Annotated in this window: 14 protein-coding genes; 1 reads left to right on the top strand and 13 read right to left on the bottom strand. The window is 57.6% G+C overall.

Annotation, left to right across the window (positions count from 1 at the left end; translation table 11 throughout):
• Window positions 1-7 precede the first annotated feature (7 nt).
• From dmul_RS21125 to dmul_RS01055, 3 genes are all read right to left on the bottom strand, one after another.
• Window positions 8-2,926: an FAD-dependent oxidoreductase gene (locus dmul_RS21125; RefSeq protein WP_020875847.1), complete on the bottom strand. Its 2,919-nt coding sequence runs from the start codon at window positions 2,924-2,926 to the stop codon at window positions 8-10.
• Window positions 2,923-3,183 carry a sarcosine oxidase subunit delta gene (locus tag dmul_RS01060; protein WP_020875846.1) on the bottom strand — a complete coding sequence of 87 codons (261 nt, stop codon included), beginning with the start codon at window positions 3,181-3,183 and terminating at the stop codon, window positions 2,923-2,925. Before dmul_RS01060 ends, dmul_RS21125 begins: the two co-directional genes overlap by 4 nt.
• A 65-nt stretch (window positions 3,184-3,248) precedes the next feature.
• Window positions 3,249-4,472 carry an FAD-dependent oxidoreductase gene (locus dmul_RS01055; protein WP_020875845.1) on the bottom strand — a complete coding sequence of 408 codons (1,224 nt, stop codon included), beginning with the start codon at window positions 4,470-4,472 and terminating at the stop codon, window positions 3,249-3,251.
• A 606-nt stretch (window positions 4,473-5,078) separates the two neighbouring features.
• Here dmul_RS01055 and dmul_RS01050 point away from each other — a divergent pair.
• Window positions 5,079-5,966: a MurR/RpiR family transcriptional regulator gene (locus dmul_RS01050; protein ID WP_020878069.1), complete on the top strand. Its 888-nt coding sequence runs from the start codon at window positions 5,079-5,081 to the stop codon at window positions 5,964-5,966.
• 67 nt (window positions 5,967-6,033) lie between these two features.
• Here dmul_RS01050 and dmul_RS01045 read toward each other — a convergent pair whose 3' ends face one another.
• The 10 genes from dmul_RS01045 to dmul_RS01005 all read right to left on the bottom strand — a co-directional run bounded on the left by dmul_RS01045 (window position 6,034) and on the right by dmul_RS01005 (window position 20,201).
• Complete coding sequence (locus tag dmul_RS01045; RefSeq protein WP_020878070.1) at window positions 6,034-14,787, bottom strand: glycoside hydrolase family 94 protein; 8,754 nt, start codon at window positions 14,785-14,787, stop codon at window positions 6,034-6,036.
• 13 nt (window positions 14,788-14,800) lie between these two features.
• Window positions 14,801-14,917 (bottom strand): Thivi_2564 family membrane protein, encoded by a 117-nt coding sequence (locus tag dmul_RS21185; protein WP_353740090.1) that lies wholly within the window; start codon window positions 14,915-14,917, stop codon window positions 14,801-14,803.
• A 195-nt stretch (window positions 14,918-15,112) separates the two neighbouring features.
• Window positions 15,113-15,520, bottom strand: a complete 408-nt coding sequence (locus dmul_RS01035) for a BON domain-containing protein (protein WP_020878071.1) — start codon at window positions 15,518-15,520, stop codon at window positions 15,113-15,115.
• A gap of 404 nt (window positions 15,521-15,924) precedes the next feature.
• Complete coding sequence (locus dmul_RS01030; protein ID WP_020878445.1) at window positions 15,925-16,122, bottom strand: CsbD family protein; 198 nt, start codon at window positions 16,120-16,122, stop codon at window positions 15,925-15,927.
• A 28-nt stretch (window positions 16,123-16,150) separates the two neighbouring features.
• On the bottom strand, window positions 16,151-16,465 hold the full coding sequence (locus dmul_RS01025) for a BON domain-containing protein (RefSeq protein ID WP_020878446.1): 315 nt from the start codon (window positions 16,463-16,465) through the stop codon (window positions 16,151-16,153).
• A gap of 54 nt (window positions 16,466-16,519) precedes the next feature.
• Window positions 16,520-16,669, bottom strand: coding sequence for a lmo0937 family membrane protein (locus dmul_RS19970; protein ID WP_020878447.1), 150 nt, complete (start codon window positions 16,667-16,669; stop codon window positions 16,520-16,522).
• A 79-nt stretch (window positions 16,670-16,748) separates the two neighbouring features.
• Window positions 16,749-17,027 carry a hypothetical protein gene (locus tag dmul_RS01020; protein ID WP_020878448.1) on the bottom strand — a complete coding sequence of 93 codons (279 nt, stop codon included), beginning with the start codon at window positions 17,025-17,027 and terminating at the stop codon, window positions 16,749-16,751.
• Between the two features lie 62 nt (window positions 17,028-17,089).
• Window positions 17,090-17,428 (bottom strand): putative quinol monooxygenase, encoded by a 339-nt coding sequence (locus tag dmul_RS01015; protein WP_020878449.1) that lies wholly within the window; start codon window positions 17,426-17,428, stop codon window positions 17,090-17,092.
• A gap of 432 nt (window positions 17,429-17,860) precedes the next feature.
• Complete coding sequence (locus dmul_RS01010) at window positions 17,861-19,342, bottom strand: sigma-54 interaction domain-containing protein (protein WP_020878450.1); 1,482 nt, start codon at window positions 19,340-19,342, stop codon at window positions 17,861-17,863.
• A gap of 373 nt (window positions 19,343-19,715) precedes the next feature.
• Window positions 19,716-20,201, bottom strand: coding sequence for a hypothetical protein (locus dmul_RS01005; protein ID WP_020878451.1), 486 nt, complete (start codon window positions 20,199-20,201; stop codon window positions 19,716-19,718).
• Between the last annotated feature and the right edge of the window lie 32 nt (window positions 20,202-20,233).

The raw sequence follows: 20,233 nt of genomic DNA, 5'->3' as shown, positions 1-20,233 counted from the left end.
CGTTACCTCACATTTTCATCCGTTTGCCATCGGGGTCATAGAACGGCATGGGCACGACCTTGGCATACAGGCGCTTGCCGTTGCATTCGTCTTCGAAAATTTCGAGCCGCGAGCCGATGTCCGACAGCTGCGATTCGACCAGGGCCATGCCCACAGCCTCGTTCAGCGAGAAACTCTTCCTCGCCGTGCAGACGTAACCCCGGACCCGTGTGTCCACGATGATGGATCCGTCCTTGGGCGCCCGCTCCGGGTTCTCCATCTTGAAGCCGACCAGGGTCAAACGGCCGGTGTCGCCTTCAGCCTGTCGGAGCGCCACGGCACCCACCGTCCTGGCATCGGTCTTTTGGCGATCCCAGAGAAAGCCCAGGCCCACATCCAGAAGATTGGTCCGCTGTTCGGACTCCGCCCCCAGGATGATGTGGCATTTTTCCATCCGGAGCACGTTCTGGGCCTCGACGCCGAAGTGGGCGATATTGAACGCTTTCCCGGCCTCCCAGAGAATGTCCCACAGGGCCTGCATATAAGACGACCCCACGTGGAGCTCGTATGAGAGTTCGCCCACGAATCCGAGGCGCATGGCCCGGACCGGAATCGCTCCGGCCACGGTGAACTCCCGATAGCCGCTGAAGGGGAAGGCCTCGTTGGAGACGTCGGCATCGGTGACCTTCTCCAGCACCTTCCGGGCGTTGGGGCCCGAAAGGTTGATGACGCCCATGGCATCCGTGAGGTTGACCAGGTTGTAGGACCACCCGTCGTACCGGGTGTGGTAGCGGAACCACTCGACCGTGGCACCGGCGCGGGCGGTGGAGGTGGTGAAATAATAGTCGTTTTCACCCTGTTTGACAACCACGCCGTCGTCGATGACGCACCCGTCGTCATTGCACATGGCGGAGTACTTGACGCGTCCCGCCTTGACCTTGCTCATGTCCGAGACATATACCCGCTGCAGTGCCTTGAGGGCGTCGGGCCCGTGGATCCGGAACTTGCCGAGGGTCGAGCCGTCCAGCATGCCCACGTTGTTCCGAACGTTCAGAATTTCCTCCCGGCAGGAGAAGTCATCCGAAAAGTACCGCGCTCGGCGCCACACGCCGATACGGCGGAATACACCGCCGGCCGCCTTCTGGGACTCCGCCACCGGCGTCCGTTTGTGCATGTCGTGGTTGGCGCCGGCATAGGTGGCCAGGAATGTCGGGACCAGGGGCACCCGGACCGTGGTCGGCTGCGGCGGCCTGGTCGGGGAGGCACCGTATTTGGCCACGAAAAGCGGCAGGTTGTGGCCGGGGATGCCGCCCTGTCCGGGGCCGGTGCCGGCCGAGGTGAACCGCTTGATGAGCTCGGGCACGTCAAAGCCCATGGCCATGGCCTGCTTGATGTTCTTGACGGTGGTGTCCTCATCGAAGCAAATGTAAGTCTTCCGGCCCTTTACCGGTGCCGTAACCAGCTTGGTCCCTCGTTCGGGGCCGGGCAGTTCCGCCAGACGGACCTTGGCATCCTCGATCTCGGACGCTGCGTCGACCCCGGTATCGGCGGCTGCCAGAAGTCCGGCCAGATGCCCCGAAGCCTCGATGGCCAAGGCATCGCCCAGGCCCGTCATCCGACCGGCCACATGCATTTTCGCCGGCAGAGTGGTGGGCAGGAAATATCCGGTATGCTGATCATAACGCGTCCTGGCCTGAGCCAGGGTCGCCGGACCCGTAACCGGGGTCAGACCCGCCGAAGCCACCAGCACGTCACAATCGAAATCCCGGGTGACAGTGCCGTTGACGGTGGCCAGAGAAACCTTGTTGACCGTCTTGCATCCGTGGGCCTTGACGGCCACCCATCCCGGGAACACGGGGATTTTTCGTTCCTTCAGGGCCAGCATCAATTCGGGATTCTGTCCGTCTTCCCGAATGTCGGCAATACAGTTGATCTTGAGCCCCAGGTCAAAAAGGTCGACGGCCGCCTCCAGTCCCAGGTCATGGCCGACGCTGAAGACCGCCTGGGTGCCCGGCAGCAGACCGTAGGTCCGGGCCAGACGATGGGCACAGGCCACCTGCATCACGCCGGGGCGTTCGTTGTTGTCAAACAGGAGCGGTCGTTCGATGCAGCCGGTCGCCACGACAATGCCGGCGGCACGGATCTCGATGTATCGCTCGTCGAAGCCGTCCTTCTCATTGCCCACCTGGAAGGCCGTGACCAGGTTGTTGTTGTAGGTCCCGATGACGGAAGCATGGGCGAACACGCGGATGTTGGCGGTCTTCTCCACTGCGGCCGCGAGCTCGCGGGCGCGCTCATACAGGGGTTTTTCACCGTTGTAGAGGGCTGCCCGGTACTCAAAGCAGCCGCCGAGCCATGGTCGGGCTTCGAGGAGGACGACCCGGAGTCCCTTTCCCGCCGCCGCCAGGGCGGCCGTCATGCCGGCGGCGCCGCCGCCGAGCACACAGACATCCGCCGTGGTGAAAACATCGGTGTAAGATCCCTTCATCTCGAAGTCGGGGGAAATCTTTCCGAGCCCGGCCGCCTGCCGCACCTGCTTCATGGCGATGGGCCACACCCACGCCGGCTTGTGCAGGGTCTTGTAATAGAATCCCGCGGGCATCGTCCAGTCAAGCTTGTCCATGAAGGCCATCCAGTCCCGTTCGGCGGAGCCAACGACATTCTGCTCGGCGACCGTCATCCCCTCCTTGAGGGGCAGGTTCTCGGTCCGCTGGTTGGGAATGCCGTCCACCGCCATCATGGTGTTGCTGCATTCCCCGTCAAGACTGTAGAGCCCCCTGGGGCGATGGTATTTCAAGCTTCTGGCGAATACCCGGACGCCGTTCGCATACAGGGCCGTCGCCACCGTATCGCCTTTAACCCCCTGAATGGTTCGGCCCTTGTAACTCAGGGTCAACTTCTCCGAAGGGTTGATCCGCAGTGTCGGCAGTGTGTTAAGCCTGTTCATTCTTTTGCCTCCGGTGCTTCCACTTCAAGGTTGGTGACAGTGTTGCGATAGGTGGTGAACCAGGAACCGCAGCCATCCCGATGGAACCACCATTCCTTCTGAACGCCCGCAACGCATTTGTTCATATGGACGTAGTCGCACCAGCTGCGCGGGGTGAGCCCATCCTCGGCGGGCCGGGGGCCCTTGTCCTCGCCGCCGTACCGGAACTCGTAGCCGTTACGCTTTCCGCAAATGGGGCACGTGAGTGTCAATGACATTGCCAAATCTCCTTATAAAATGCTGTGGCGGGGTCCGCCCCAGTCGTTTTTTGAATGATCAGCCCTTAATTGTCCGGAGTATAGCTCACCAGCGCGGCGGTTTCGCCCATCAACTGGTGCTTTTCGTACCGGCGCAGGTTGAAGGGTTCGAGGATGTCGGGACAGTTGCCGGTGGCCATGAAGGCCGCCAAATGCCTGCCCGCGGCCGAACAGGACTTGAAGCCGAAGTAGCCCCAGCCGCAGTTCATGTAGAATCCGTCGATGGGATCGTTGCCGTCCATGATCGGCGCCATGTCGGGGGTCATATCGGCCAGACCGCCCCAGTGGCGCATGAATTTGACCCCTCGGAGGCAGGGCAGAAATTCCGAGAGGGCCTGGGCCTGGTGCTTGATGTAATAGGCGGTGGTCAGGGTCGTATAGTTGGGCCACGGGTCCATGTGGGCGCCGGTGGCGATCTCGCCCTTCAGGGTCTGGTTGGCGTAGGCGTGATAGGCGCCCGAGGAGACGACATGGTTCAGAATCGGCTTGAGAGGCTGGGTGACCATTGCCTGGATCGTCAGAACACTGATGGGCAGCTTGATACCGAGCATCTTGTTGATGATGCCGGCCGAATACCCGCCTGCGGACACCAGAACCCGGGGGGAATGGATCTTGCCCCGGCTGGTCTCCACCCCGGTGATCCTGCCGTTTTCGGTGTTGATGGCCGTGGCCTCGGTCTGCTGATGGATCTCGGCGCCAAGCTTGACGGCACCCTTGGCCAGGCCCCAGACGACGGCGTCGTGACGGACGATGCCCCCCGGGGGGTGGAACATGGCGCCGTGGATCGGATAGGTGATGTCGGGCGAGATGTTGAGGGCCGGCACCATCTCCTTGACCTGTTTTGCGTCGAGAAGGTGACTCTCGACGCCGTGGAACTGGGCCGTGGCGATGTTCATACGGGCCGCATTCATGGCGGCTTCGCTGTGCATCAGATTCAGGTTGCCGCAGTTGTTGAACATGAGGTTGAAATCAAGATCCCGGGTCAGCACCGGCCAGAGATCCAATGCCTCCTTGTAGAGCGGAACGTTGATCTGAGTCCGTTGATTGGCCCGAACAATGGCCGTGTTGCGGCCGGCGCCCCCGAACCCGATGAAATTCTTTTCGATGACGGCCACGTTTTTCATGCCGTGTTCCTTGGCCAGAAAATAGGCCGTCGCCAGGCCGTGAAGTCCGCCGCCGATGATCACCGCGTCATAGCTGGATTTCAGGCGGGTCTTGTTCCCCCACAGGGGTTTGTACTTGCCAAACATTAGGTTCCCCCTTGATGAATTGATAAAAACGTTAAAAAATCATTCTGTTCGGACATCCTGCCGCGAGGGCGCTGAAAAGAAAAATATTTTTCACTCAACTTTCGACTTAGATAGGCTGGTGCCGGGAGGATACGGCCCGCGCCCCACGCGGTTTCGTTCAAGTGCCGCTAAAGTTTGCTCCGGGCGGCCCGGAAACTCGCTGCGCTCAAACAGTCCGGGCCGCTGATCCTCCGCGGCGCTTAAGCGGCACTAAAACTCACCGCTGAAGGGGCCCGGGCCGTATCTCCCGGCACCGCTTTCCGGTTACCATCATGAAAGTCGAAAGTTGAATTTTTCATCTATGGAACCGTCCCGAACCGTTCCCGAAAAAAAGGAAGCCCTCCTCTTCCCGTAGAACCTCAGGCGACAGGGCCTTTGAGTAAGCCATGTATCCTAAATGCAATAAATCATGTCAAGCAAAAAAATTATAATGAAACAGAAACAAACACGAACAACCGCATTTTAGTATTAAGATATTGACATGACATTATTTAAACACTAAAGTATCTGGCGATTCAAAATGAAAAATTTGTTTCATTTCATATTTATACTGTTGAGGACATGATCATGAACACCCACTTGTCACATCCCGTCATCAAGGATATCACCGAACACATGAGCGCCCTCACCCCAAAAGGCCGCATCCTGGGCGACTATATCATACAGAATCCTCGAAAAGCGGTGTTCATGACCACCAAGGAGCTTGCAGAGGCCTGCGGGGTCAGCGAAGCGACAGTGGTACGATTTGTTGGAAAACTGGGGTACGCCGGCTACGGGGATTTTCTTCAAGCCCTCAGGGACTTTGTCGACACCGGCCTCAGCCTGCCGGATCGGGTCGATCTTCCGGGCATAAAAGGCGCCGGGACGAACTGTTTACACCGGGTTCTGGTGGAGGAGATCAATAACCTGCAGCACCTTTATGAATCGACCGACGTGGAAGCCATCGCCCTGTTTGTGGAAAAATTGGCCTCGAGCCATTCGGTTTACGTAATAGGGTCACGGCTCTCTTACACCTTTGCCTATTATCTGGGGTGGTCCCTGACCAAAGTCCGGAAAGGGGTCCATATTCTCAAAGGAAGCGACAGCACCGCCATCGACTGCCTCTCCAACGCTCCGGACGGCGCGCTTGTGATCATCATCGCCACCTCCCGCTACCCCAACGAACTTATCAAGCTGGCCCGGGTCTCCCGGCGGTTTCATCAGACACTTCTGGTTATCACCGACAGCAAACTCTGCCCCTTGATTCAATTCGCCGACAGAACACTTATCGCCCCGTCCCGGTCGATTCCCCTGATCGGTTATTCAGCGGCCATCTCCAGTATTATCAACTGCCTCATCCTCGAATTGGCCGGCCGGAACGATGTCGCCATGAAGCACCACCAGGAACGCCTCGAACAGGCCTACCTCGAGAACGACATCCTGTTCAATCCCCACTCCCATGACCCCAGACCATAATCCTTCCCCCGGTTCGCCGGACAGACACCCCCGGCGAACCGGGGGAAGCAATTCCCCAAACGAACGATCAATCGGATGCAACAGGCACCCACACCTCGACCGAGTGTTCATTATGGTCGTCAACCAGAGGGATGGACTTGTCGGGTTGGTCGACCCCGTCCACGCGGACGCGTATATCTCCGTCTGCGGCGGGTGTCTGCAGGACGTCGATGTGGTAGACCGTTTCCCGATGGCGGTAGTGCATCTTGAAACCCTTCCAGTCCGCTGGGAGGCACGGCACAATACGCAGTTTATCCACTTCGAGTGTGAGCCCCAGGAGGGATTCCACAATCAGCCGGTACATCCAGGCGGCCGAGCCCGTGTACCATGTCCAGCCGCCGCGGCCAGTGTGCGGCGGCACGGCATAGACATCGGCGGCAACGACGTAGGGTTCCACCTTGTAGACGGCCGTCTCCTCGGCTGTCCTGGCATGGTTCACCGGGTTGATCATGGTAAAGAGCTCCCATGCGCGGCGGTTGTCTCCCAGGCGGGCGAAGGCCATGGCCGCCCAGATAGCCGCATGGGTGTACTGACCGCCGTTTTCTCGAACTCCCGGGACGTAACCTTTAATATAGCCGGGATTCATCTCCGACGTGTCAAAGGGCGGATCCAGAAGTTGGACCAGTCCATGCTCGCGGCGAACGAGGCGCTCATCCACTGCTGCCATGGCCATGCGTGATCGCTCATGATCCCCCGCACCCGATAGAACGGACCAGCTTTGTGCAATCGAATCAATCCGGCATTCGGGGTTGGTCGAAGACCCAAGCAATGAACCGTCGTCGAACCAGGCTCGGCGGTACCACTCGCCATCCCAGCCATGCTTCTCGATATTGCGACGCAGCCCGGCCGCCTCTCCCTCACAACGCTCGGCAAAAGCCGCGTCGCCATGCGTCCGGGCAACCTCGGTGAAGCGGCAGAGCACTTCATACAGGAAAAATCCCAGCCACACACTTTCGCCTTTGCCCTGCTCGCCTACCAGGTTCATACCGTCGTTCCAGTCACCGGAGCCCATGAGCGGCAGGCCGTGCGCACCGAATTTGAGGCCGTTCAGGATGGCCCGGACACAGTGTTCATAAAGGCTCGCCGACGCTTCAGAGCGTCCGGGAAGATCGTAATAGGATTCTTCATCCGCATTGACCGGGCGGCCATGAAGGAAGTGAACGGGCTCGTCCAATACTCCGGTGTCCCCGGTGGCGACGACATAGCGGCACGTTGCCAGCGGCAGCCAGAGGTAATCGTCAGAGCAATGCGTTCGCGCACCCCGCCCTTTTGGGGGATGCCACCAATGCTGCACATCTCCTTCCACGAATTGACGGGATGCGCACAGGAGCAGGTGTTCGCGCACGAGATGCGGCCTGGCGTAGATGAGCGCCATCACGTCCTGCAACTGGTCGCGGAAACCGAAGGCGCCCCCCGACTGGTAGGTTGCATTTCGCGCCCAGAGGCGGCACGCCAGAGTCTGGTACAGAAGCCAGCCGTTGGTCAGAACGTTCAAGGACAAATCGGGTGTTTCCACATTGATCGCGCCGAGAGTGTGGGTCCAGTGCTGCCAGACCGTTTCGAGGGCACTGCGGGCAGCGGTCGAACCGCGAAAGCGATGGACCAGGTTTCCGGCATCAACGGCGTCTCGCCCCGCACCGAGCTTGAAGACGATTTCATGTTCCTGGCCGGCGGCCAGATCGAAGCTGACCTGCATCACGGCGCAGGGATCGAGTGATGCCCCCACCTTCCCGGAAAGGCGCGCACGCATCATGGCGGCGGGAGCACCGAGAGACCCGTTGCGCCCCAGGAATTCCGTCCGATCGCCGCTCACGGTGCGGGTCGTATCGTCCACGTCGAAGAACGCAGCTCGGTCGGGAAACTCGGTGTTGTATGGGTTTCGTGCAAAGAGGGCGCCGCTCGCCGGGTCGATTTCGGTGATGACGTGCATGGCCGATTTCGGCCGCAGGTCGCCAAGCACCCATTCCACATATCCGGTAGCGGAGATCCGGCGGGGCCTTTCCGACTCGTTTCGCACCCTCAGCACCGTGAATTTGATCGGTGCGTCCAGAGCAACATATACCCACATCTCCGAGCGGATGCCGCGCTCGGTATGTTCGAAGACGCTGTAGCCGAATCCATGCCGGGTCACGTAAGGCGTCGCCCCCCGACAGGGCAGCGGCGCAGGGGACCAGTAGTGGCCGCGCTCCTCATCCCGAAGGTAAAATGCCTCTCCTCTCGAATCGCTCACGGGATCGTTTCCCCAGGGGGTGAGGCGGAACTCGTGGGCATTCTCGCTCCAAGTGGCGGCAAGACCGCTCTCCGAGACCACGCTTCCGAAATGAGGGTTGGCCAGCACATTCACCCAGGGTGCCGGCGTCAACTGCCCTGCTGCCGTGGTCATCACATACTCGCGCCCATCCGGGGTGAATCCGCCCAGCCCGTTGAAGAACGTCAGATCGTGGCGCGGCTTGGGTACGACCGACAGGGGCTCGGAGCGGTGGGTTCGGGTCGGGGTAAGCAAAGGCACGGACGCTTCCACCAGAATGCGGCCGTTGATCTGATCCGCCAGCGACCCCCGGCTGTCGGCGATGATGGCGCGGGCGACCGCCTGGAACAGGATGCGGTCCTCCTCCCCTATCTGGTCCGCGGATCTCACGAAAATGCCTCCGGGTCGATCGGCAACGCCCGCTTCGAAGCTTGCGGCAATGAGCGCCATGATCTGGTCGTGAAGGAGCTGCCGGTAACCAGCGTGATCCTCGTTCCAGATCACCAGGTCCACCGCCAGACCTTTGAGACGCCAATATCCGTGAGCCTGAACGAGTTGGCGCACCAGGTCGATATTGGCCGGATCTTCAATCTTCAGCAGTACAATCGGCAAATCGCCTGAGATGGCGTATCCCCAGAGACCGGACTGCCCCCGGCGGTTCTTGATGAGGACGCGGGGGTCGGCGCGAAGCGCTGCATCGGCGTAGAGAATGGCGCCGGCAAGGCGCCCGTAGAGCTGCGCATCGGTTTCCGAGGCATTGAACTGGCGGAGCAGCACCTGGCCATGGGTCCATGCCAGGTCAAAGACGCGACCCGCCAGCCGCCGATCCTGGTATTTTTTCACCAGGTTCAAGGCGGCATCACGGGTTTCACCGATGCCGGAGACCATGTTGATCGTTGTCGATGCGTCAGGATCCAGGGTTATCCGGGTGCGGATGGCGACAATCGGATCGATCACGGAACCCTCGCTTCCTGAGAGCGCCCCCGTGAAAAAAGCACCCCCTCCGCCCATCGCCTGGGGATCAGAGGCGGTGTTTCCGCGGCCGATGAACTGCATGCGATCGGTTTCGTACGAGACTTCTCCGATCTCCGCCCCATGCACGGCCATGAGGTGGAACATCCAGGGCACCTGATCCTCCTGGGAACGGGGCCGGCGAGTGCAGAGAATCGCCCGTTGTCGCCGGATGATCTCGGTCTGCACAAAGAGATTGCTGAAGGCCGGATGCTGGGCATCCGCGGCCGGGGCAGCCAGAACCACTTCCGCGTAACTGGTCACGTCGATCGCCCGGCGTGTCCGCGCACGGTTGGTAATGCGGACGCGCCGCAGCTCGATGTCATCCTCGGGCGAGACAGCGATTTCGGTATGGGTATCATAGTCGTGGTTGCTGCAACGGAATTCGGCTCGCCCTTCCGAGAAGATCGCCTCAAAAGACTTCGATCGTTTGAGCGTCGGCTGATAAGCGATTGACCAGAACTCGCGGCTGGCCGCATCGGAGATGTAACAGAAGGTGCCCCAGTTGTCGCAGGTGCGGTCTTCGCGCCAACGGGTGACGGAGAGATCCTTCCAGCGACTGTAACCACCGCCGGCATTGGTGATCATGACGTGGTATCTGCCGTTCGACAGCAATTGCACTTCCGGATTCTGCGTGTCGGGACTGCTGAAGACACGTATCGGCTTCTCCTCGGCGCCGGAGCGCCAGGGGTGTTCCGAAAACTCGGATGTGTGCGCATAGATCGCTGTCGCCTTGGGGACTCGCTCCTGAAGCAGGAGCAGGGTCGCCTGGAACATGGGTTCCGACGAGAATCGTTTCTGCATCGGACGGTCTAAGAGAAAATGGGTCAACGCCAGGAAGCTCATTCCCTGGTGATGGGACATGAAGGATCGGATTACGGCCTTCGACTGGCCTCGGGGCAGACGCGACGGCGTGTAATCGATCGCCTCATAGAGGCCATACCGGGTTTCAAAGCCTTCGGCAGCCAGCCGCTCGAGATTCCGACACGCCGCCCCGGGCGCCACCATCAGCGCCAGGGCTGAGGCATAGGGCGCAATCACCAGGTCCTCGGCGAGCCCTCGTTTAAGCCCGAGGCCGGGCACACCGAAGGCGCGGTACTGGTAGTTGAGGTGCACATCGACGGCATTGTAGCCGCATTCCGAAATGCCCCACGGGACGGCGCGCATTTCCCCGTAGTCGATCTGCCTGGCGACAGCCGCCTTGCAGGTCTGGTCGAGCAGGGTGTGTTCGTAGGTCGGCATCACCAGAAGCGGCATCAGGTATTCGAACATCGAACCACTCCACGAAAGGAGGATCGGTTCTCCTCCGGCGATGGTGAGCAGACGCCCCAGGGCGAACCAGCTCTCCTGTGGGAGCTGTCCCTGTGCGATCGCCACGAAAGTGGAAAACCGCGCTTCCGAAGCCAGAAGATCGTAGTAACTGGCGTCCAATCGAGAGTCACCGACATTGTAGCCGATCGCCAGCAGATGACGCGTCTCATCATACAGAAAGTCATATTCCATCCGGGCGAGTGCGTCGCATTGCAGGGCAAGCTTTTTGACAGCCGCAATTCTGGCTTCGGCGCGCCGGCCGGCTGCCGTGATGAGGGGTTGAAGTTCGTCAAGCCGGGCGCTTTCCGCCGGCGTGGCGGCAGCGTCTTGCCGGTCTCTGACTGCAGGGAGGCGTTTTGCATCGAGCGCCGCCAGTTCGCGAAGTGTGGGGATCTCGTCGAAATCGGGAAAATCTCCGAGGCGGGTCCGGGCAGACAGGCGTTCTGTCCATGGCGCGAGAAACATGAGTTCATCTGCGGCGTCCCGGCATTGTGCGACAAACGCACCGGCCCAGCACCGCAATGGGCATTCAGGGTCCGCATCGAGCGCCTCGATGCCGGCGACCAGCCCCTCTGCGGACGCTGTCAACCGATCCAGGCACAGCCGCGAAGCCGAGAGTGTGGGGGGATGGGATCGGATCGCGGACGCCAGATCCTGCTCAAGTTGAGCGAGCCGAGCGCGTATGTCCGGAGCGGCTTCCGCCGCCGCGTCCATGACAATCCCGAACGTGTCGCTCAAGCCTTCAAAGAATTGCGTTTTCAGGATTTTTTCATCGAGGAGCGCCAGGAGGGCCTGCCGCAGTGTCAGGAGATGACCTCCAAGATTGCCGCTGTCCACCGACGAAATGTAGAGCGGCAACAGCGGCTTCAGGGATTGCGTGTCGTACCAGTTGTAAAAATGACCCCGGTATCGCGCCAGGGCATCCATGGTGCGGAGGGTGTTTGCAGTGCGTTCAATGAGCCGGCCGGCGGAGATGTAGCCAAAATCGGCCGCAGATACATTCGCCAGCAGCGCAAGGCCTATGTTGGTGGGCGAGGTGCGATGGGCGGTCACCGCAGTGGGATGCTCCTGATGGTTGTCCGGCGGCAGCCAGTGATCTTCCGGGCCGATGAAGGTTTCGAAGAATGCCCAGGTTTTCCGGGAGAGCTTCCGCAGAAAGCGGATCTGCTCCGTCGTCAGCTTCTCTCTGCGGTGAACGAGCGGGCGGCTGATCCACCAGGCGATGGCGGGGGAGACAAACCAGAGGCCCAGTAAGGGCCCGGCCGAGACCAGTGCGGTCGGCCGCCACAGCGAGAGAGACATCGCCGCGACAGCGGCGATGACCGGGGCGATCCACATCGTTCGAAAAGAGCCGGCGAGGTCCGTGCGGCTCTCGCGATTCGAGTCGTGCGACGGAATCCATTGGAGAAGTCGTCTGCGCGTGATCAGCATCCGCCAGACCGTTCGCATCACCGCATCCAGGCTGAAAAACGCTTCGTATGGCAGGCATGCGATCGTGAATGCAGCTTGCGCCAAATGCCGGCGGGCCGAGCGTGCGGATGCAACGAGGTGCTGCGCCAGGGTCACATCGACCGGCTTCTGAAACAGACTCAGAGCAGAGGCCATCACGGAAGGAAGCAAGATGATGCCGATCACCGCCGCGGTCCAGAACCAGGGCGATGGCAGCGCGGTCCAGCCCAGCAGCAACAGAAGCATAAACGCCGCAGCCGTCAGGCTGCGCCGCAGGTTGTCCAAAATCTTCCAGCGGGACAGCATCGAAATCGGATTTTTCCGCCGGCGCGCATCGGGGCCGGGAATACCCGGCAACAGCCAGCGCGCAATCTGCCAATCGCCGCGAATCCAACGATGCCGACGGCTTACATCTTCGCTGTAGCGGGATGGGTATTCCTCGTATACCTGCACGTCGGTCAACAGGCCGGAACGGGCGTAACAGCCTTCCAGAAGATCGTGGCTGAGGATCCGGTTGTCGGGAAAACGCCCCCCCATCGCCCGCTCAAAAGCATCCACCTCATAGACACCCTTGCCGATAAAGGAGCCTTCGCCGAACAGGTCCTGATAAACATCGGAAACAGCGCGGGTATAGGGGTCGATACCGAACTCACTGGCGCACAGGCGGGCATACCGGGTTCGGTTCGCGCCGGACAGGCTCACCGCCACCCGCGGCTGAAGAATGCCGTAGCCCGCAACGACACGCTGCCGATTTTCGTCATAGCGCGCACGATTGAGCGGATGCGCCATGGCACCCACAAACCGCCACGCCGAATCGCGCGCCATTTGCGTATCGGTATCCAGGGTAATCACGTACGTCACATCCGACAGGACCGACGTGTCACCGACGACGAGCGCGAAGCGGTCACGGGATCCGCCTCGCAGAAGTCCATTCAAATCCGCGAGTTTGCCGCGCTTGCGTTCGTAACCCATCCAGATCCGGTCCTGCGGATTCCAACGACGCGGGCGATGAAACAGGAAGAAGGGTTCGTTTTCCGAACTCCGGTAGTTTTTGTTCAGCGCTTCGATTCTCTCCCGGGCCAGTCGCAGCAGGCGTTCGTCCTCCGGCAGCGTTTCTTCGGCGGCGTCGCGAAAATCCGTGAGCAGACCAAAGTGGAGGTGGTCATCCCGATTTGCCAGGAAGCGGACTTCCAGGCCCTCGATCAGGTCCTCGATGTTCTGCGCGCTTGTAAGCATCGTCGGCACCACGACCAGGGTTCGCAACGCCTGCGGGATTCCTTTGGAGAAATCCATGCGTGGCAGCGGGCGCGGCGTCGCCAGCAGCGTCGCCAGCCAGTTGACCAGGGCTACCGACAGATGGCCGGCGCACAGAAGCGTCAGCAGACCGACCAGGCCGAGGGCCCAGCCATGCAGCCCGTCGGCATGGGCTTTCGCCGTTAAACCCGCACCGAAAACCGCCGTCATCATCAGGATAGTGCCGCCATACAGCAGCAAAGGAGAATGACGGCTGAGTCTGCATAAACCCCGGATAAGCGATACATGCGCCTCCACCATCCGTTCGAGCTGCCCGAATCCCTTGTCGATCAGGTAGAACCCGACGTGGGCTTCGCGGTCGTCGCCGCCGTTTCGAGCCGCTCCCTCCTGCGCGAGCTGGATCGCTTTTCGGGCCACCTCGCTTTCGGAGAACGGACTGTGCTTCGCAATTTTCTCCACGACATGGCGGTAGTGATCCCGGGTGGCAAAATCCATTTTGCTGTAAACATCGCCGGGATCTTCACCCAGGATCTGCTCGACCCTGCTCATCGTCTCGACGAAATCGCACCAGTCCCTGGCAGCCAGGAAACGGAGGCTGCCGATACTGTTGCTCATCGAGACCTGATCCGCAGCCTGTTGTTGATTCTCAGCACCCACCAGCTGCTCGATGGTCAAGCCGGATTCAGACAACCGCTGCTCAATCCAGGTGAGGGGCAACAACAGTGCAGGCCCCTGGCTCTGCAGACGGCGCGAGAACTCCGCAACAAACGCGCTCGCCATAGGGGGATTCGACCGTGCCATATCGGCGACCGCAAGAATCAGATTCTTCGGATCCTTCCCGGCGATCTCCGTCATCTGGTCGGCCCAATAGTTGGCGCGGTTTCGATCGATTCTGTCCACGGCGATCCGGGCCGCAACCCGCCGAAGGTTCTCGATCAAAGCCAGACGCAGCATGATGGGAATGGCCCAGAGTTCTCCCAATTTCAAAGTGGTCATCGACTGATAGGCGGCTACGAAACTGCTGAGGTTTTCCGGATCGACCCGACCGTCGTTGTGCGAGATCGTCTCCAGGGCGATGTCATACACCCGCGGGAGTCCCGCCGATGGACCGTTTTTCAAACGCGGCAGCTCACGGCTGTAGGCCTTCGGCAAATGCCGTTTCGCCGTTCGAATCTGTTCCTCAATCAGATAGAAATTGTCGAGCAGCCATTCCCCGGCCGGTGCGATCAGGCGTTTCGCCTTGACCGCCTCCGTCAGCAGATCGCAGGCGCCGATCAGAACGACTTCATTCTCGCCCAGCCGCGATAGAAGCCGATCCGGTGCGTGCCCGTGACTCAGCTCGTGCGTACCGGCCAAGGTCTTGCCATGCTGCTTCATCTGGTCGCTGCTGAACAGCTCCGCCCGCAACGGCGGCTCACAAGCCACGCACTTTTGCGTCAGATCTTTTCTGCGGAGATACTCTATTAAATGAAACAAGGTTCCCCTGACAGTCGCGCTGTTCACCTTCATTCCTGATGTTTCCTTACCTGCCGATACGGAGCCCGGAAAGCGAACCAAGGACTCCAAAGATATTCAACAACCAAAGGATCACGGCAATCACCACGACGACATTCAAGATGTTCTTGATGTTATGATCCATCGGTATAAGATATTGTCTTTCCTTTATGCTGAAATCTCTGGGTGTGTTTCCCCCGGGAAAGACGGTTGGATGCACACCTTTTTCCCGTCGTTCCCGTGAAAAATCCGGGAACGACGGGAAATAGACTTCCTTTTACACAGTGTGTGCGCGTAAATTTTCGCATTGAAGGATCAGACTGCAATGCGTCCTCTTGTATCAGTCGGCCTTGACGACAAGATCGTTTTTCACCGATTTGACACTCTTGACACTGCCGACGATTTCCATCGCCCTGTCGATACTTTGCTGAGACTCAACAACCCCGCTCAGATTGACCGCGCCGTTTGTCGTGGTCACGCTGATCTGGGACACTTTAAGCAACGGATCACTCAGAATATCCATCTTGATCTTGGCTGTAATTGCGGCATCATCCATGTATTCCCCTGCGCTTTCTGCTTTTTCGCTTACCACTTCCCCTGCTTCTTCAGCTTGTTCGCCGATTTTTTCAGCCGCTTGATCCACTTTTTCCCCGGCCTTTTCGGCGGTCCCCTCTTGTTGGCAACCGGACAGTACGAGAGCAAAGGACAATAAAAGAACGATGAAAAATCCCCTGTGTAATAAACTCATTTTCGATCTCCTTCCGCGATGATCGCTCAATTACTCAACTTTCGACTTTCATAGGCCGGTGCCGGGAGGATACGGCCCGCGCCCTGCGCGGTTTCGTTCAAGTGCCGCTAAAGCTTGCTCCGGGCGGCCCGGAAACTCGCTGCGCTCAAACAGTCCGGGCCGCTGATCCTCCGCGGCGCTTAAGCGGCACTAAAACTCACCGCTGAAGGGGCCCGGGCCGTATCCTCCCGGCACCGCTTTCCGGTTACCATCATGAAAGTCGAAAGTTGAGTCAATTAATTAAAAAATGCTGTTTTTTAAAACAAAAACTTCGGGTTAATGCAATTAGACATTGGCATATCGATCTCATTGACATGAATGATCAGAATCGAACGCCTCGCAGTTCTTGACAGTGTTGTATCCCCCTACTTTAAAACGCCCCAGTCCTGCAGCGCCTTTGCCGCCTCACGGGGTTTGAGGCCGCAGGTTATTTGAATCTGTCCGAGGAGTTGATCTCGCCGTCCGGCAAGGATGACAGCATCATTGTCAGTGAGCTTACCCAGTTTTTCTCTGACGTTGCCTCTGAGTTGCGTCCAGTTCCCTGCGACTTTATCCCATTTCATGACTTGCTCCTTTTCTTTTTCTACCCCCTTATTTCACGATCAGATCGTTCTTTACGGCCTGGACGCCCTTAACACTTTTTGCGATTTGACTCGCCCTGTCGGCAGCCTCTTGAGAATTGACAAAGCCGCTCAATTGAACGGTCCCCTTGTAGGTTTCGACACTGACCTGGAAGGACTTGAGAAAATCGTCAGTCGCGAGCAGCGATTTGACTTTGGTCGTAATGACCGAATCATCAACGAGCTCACCTGTGCTGGACTGTTTGGGCGTCGATGCACAGGCCAAGAATGTGGCGATGAACATGACAAGCACAACATAACCGACAAACCTGTTCCATTTTTTCATAACCTCTACTCCTTTCTGCGAACACCCTGCCTTTTCCGGCAAGCGTCCAGATGGTTACATCCTTCTTCGTCCCTGAATGACCTGGACCAGCACCACGATGATGGCGATGACCAGGAGGGCATGAATGATGCCGCCCATGGTGTAGCCGGTCACCAATCCCAGCCCCCACAGAACTAAAAGAATCACAAATACTGTCCAGAGCATGTTCGACTCCTTTCTGAATGCATTATCCGGACGCATTCTTGTATGGGTATAGAAACAACGGAAAGGCCCTCGACGAGAATCAGGTCAGATAGCGTGTCAGGGCCTTCATGGCCGTCACAATATCATCGATCGCCTTGTGGATTCCTTCGCTGAAGGAACCGGCGTCTGCGCGTTCGCCCTTTTCGATGCTTTCCTGTAGCACAAGCCTTTGTTTTTTTAATTCATCGGCATGGATTTCGATCTGGGTTCGCAGGGTTTCATCCATATCTTCGATGAGCCCGGAGTTCAGCTGGTCGAGCAATTCATCGGCCTCGGATAAAATGCCTTCGATTTTTTCAGGTCTGTGGTTCGTTTCCATGGCATTTCCTTTCTGAAATGATTCGGCCCATGCCGGGATATCCCTCCTCCGGAAGCCGATGCTCAGGCGCGGTCTTGGTCTTTCCCCCGGGCGCCAAGAACGGCTTCCATGCCTTCCGATTGCTGGATGGTATAGATATGGATCCCATGCGGTTTTTTTAAAAGACTCCTTGTCCCAAGTAAAACCCCGAACATTTCGGACTTCAAATGACGATCCAGATCTTTTCGCGTTCGCCACTCCTCTAAAAGGTTCAGAAGGTTTCTGTCATCGATGTAACAGAAGAGCGCATAGCTCAGACAGCCCACCTCCTTTTCCATTGCCCCGACCATCGAAAGAAGCGTCTGCACCAGTTCTTTCTGCTTTTCCTGAAGTACGTCCATGGTAATTTTAACAACGATCATTGCGGCCACCTTTCGGCACTATCTGAACTTTTGACGATTCGACGATTTCGAACACTTTGGGATAGTCTGCTTCAGCCGAATCAAAGCTTGTCTATGATTCGCAGTGCGCCGGGGGCGCGACACTTGAACGAAATCGCGTGGGCCGCGGGCCGTATCCTCCCGGCACCGGCCTATGAAAGGCGAAAGTTGAGTAAGATTTTTTTCTATTCAGATATATATCCAATCTTCATGCCATGATTCGAACATTTGATTTTTATTGAATAACAGTTTGATTTATAAATAACTTGTTTGGAAAACGGTGACAGGAAAGGGGATCATCAGACGCATGAACAGGGGGATATTTGACCAATGGCCATATACGACCATTATTAAAAAACGACGTCTGTGGGACGAAGGAGCATCGCAGAACACAAATGGGATATGAAATTATAATCAGGGTTTGCGGATATGGAGTTTGCGCATGCGGGCGCGCAGTGTGCTGCGGTTCAGACCAAGGATTTCAGCCGCACTGTTTTTGCCGCTCACTTTCCACTGGACCTGTTCCAGCACCTGAACAATATACTCCCGTTCAACCTCCGCCAGGGTTTTTCCGGACCGGATGAAATCCTTCCGGGGCGTTTTCAGCTCATCCGCCAGATGGAGTTTGGGTCCGGAGGAGTTGATCACCGCCCGTTCGAGGATATTTTCCAGTTCACGGACGTTCCCAGGCCAGTGATACGCCCGCAACGCGTTCATGACACTCACCGGGATCAGCTTGATGGATTTGCCCATTCTTTTTGATATCCTATCAACATAGAAATCGACCAGCAGGGGAATGTCATCCGGGCGGTTTCGAAGCGGCGGCATAGTGATCGGAAAGATATTCAGCCGGTACCAGAGATCCTCCCGGAATCTTCCCATGCGGACTTCCTCTTCCAGATTGCGATTAGTGGCGGCGATGATACGAACATCGGCTTTTATCGTTTCAGAGCTGCCCAGACGCTCGAACTCACCCGTCTGCACCACCTGGAGCAGCTTGGGCTGCAGGTCCAACGGCAGTTCGCCGATCTCATCCAGAAACAGGGTAGCGCCGTCGGCGATCTCAAACCGCCCCAACCGTCTGCAAAGCGCACCGGTGAACGCACCTCTCTCATGCCCGAAGAGTTCGCTTTCAATCAGGTTTGAGGGCAGTGCGGCACAATTCATTTTGACCAGTGCACGATCCTTGCGCAGGCTCAGGCTGTGAATCGCTCTCGCCACCAGCTCTTTGCCGGTTCCGGTTTCGCCGAGAATCAGCACATTGGTATCCGTGCCGGCGATCTGCTCAATCTTGTAGAAAACGTACTTGATCTCATTGCTTTGACCGACAATATTCTCATGGTTAAATTCCAGCTTGATTTCTTCCTGAAGATACGTTCTCTCAGCTTCAAGTTGCTCTTTTAATTTTTCTATCTGCTGAAGAGCAGTTTCGGCACGATTTTTGCTTTTTTCCGCCACTTCCCTTGCTGCATTGAGTTCGGCCGTCCGATTTTCAACAATCTTTTCAAGATTCCGTTTGTAGCCTTCACGCTCCGTCACATCCTCGATGGCCAGAAGAATCAGCTGGACTTGCTTGCCCTTTCTATAAATCCGGCTCGCATTCAAATGCATGATCTTGGGGCCAATGGTTTCAAAGTTGTGTTCCACCTCAAAATCATGGAATCTGGTATTCTGAGGAATAATATCTTCAAGTAATTCCCGAAGCTTGGGGATGTTCCACTGCCGGTTGCCAATGTCGTATATCAAGACCCCCTCGGTCTGCTCGGGGCTTACGCTGAAGGTCTGATAAAAAGAATGGTTGGCTTTTAAAACTTTCAGATCAGAATCAAGCACCACGATGGGTTCACGGATCGACCCCATGATGCGATCAAAAATTTCCATAAAAGCCTTTTTCATGTGGTTATCTCACTCGATCCGCATGACCTGTTTGCCTTGATTCTATCAAAGAGTTGTTGGGCATCCATTATAATACATTTTTAGTTTAATATGGCTGTGATTGAAATTCAAGGGGCATAAGAATCAGGTCCGGAGCGCACCCACCAGGGGCGGTCACGGCGGCGGCACAGGGATATTGGGAGGATACCGTTAAAACCGGCTGCTGCGGAAAACAGGGCGGGATGAAACGCTCTTTTCAGGGAACGTCCGACAACGGAAGCCCCTTCAGACTCGTGAATAACCGATGCTGCCTTTTTGAAATTCTTCAATCACTTCACGGGTCAGAGAGGGGCCTTTTTTGAGATCATTTGACTGAAAAAGAACCATATGCCGCCTATTCCTTGTCTGCGTTATTTCCCATCTCGGGTTTCATATGGTCCATCATGTGCCCCTTCCTCATGTCATGCATCTTCATCATATGCGCTTGCATCTCCTTTCTCTGGGAGACCATTTCCTTGATGACGGCTGCCATGGCTGCCACTTTTTGATCCCCCTCCGCTGCATCCATGTCTGCTACTTTTGCGTCAAGCCGCGCATCCATTTCCTTCATCCTTGACATCATCTCGTCGCATTCTTTCATCTGCATCTCTGACATCTTCGGCATCCCCTGTTTATGTTCGAGAGGCGTCCGGACCTGCGCCGGATCGGCAGGAGGTTGCGCTTTTTCCTGTTGAGCGGATAAACCGAGCGGCACCATCAAAACAGCCAGCACGAGCATGAACGACATCAGTATTTTCATGGCCATCTCCTTCTTTGCCATAAAATCAGTTGCAGCATATTTCCCCTTTTGGAAAGACAGCGGGTATCTGGGTGTTTTCATTTTCTCATCTCCTTTTTGGGTTGTGGGTTGTT

The sequence above is a fragment of the Desulfococcus multivorans genome (genome assembly GCF_001854245.1).
Taxonomy (GTDB): domain Bacteria; phylum Desulfobacterota; class Desulfobacteria; order Desulfobacterales; family Desulfococcaceae; genus Desulfococcus; species Desulfococcus multivorans.
The sequence above is the reverse complement of the archived record's forward strand: the minus strand, read 5'-3'. Positions and strand labels throughout refer to the sequence as shown.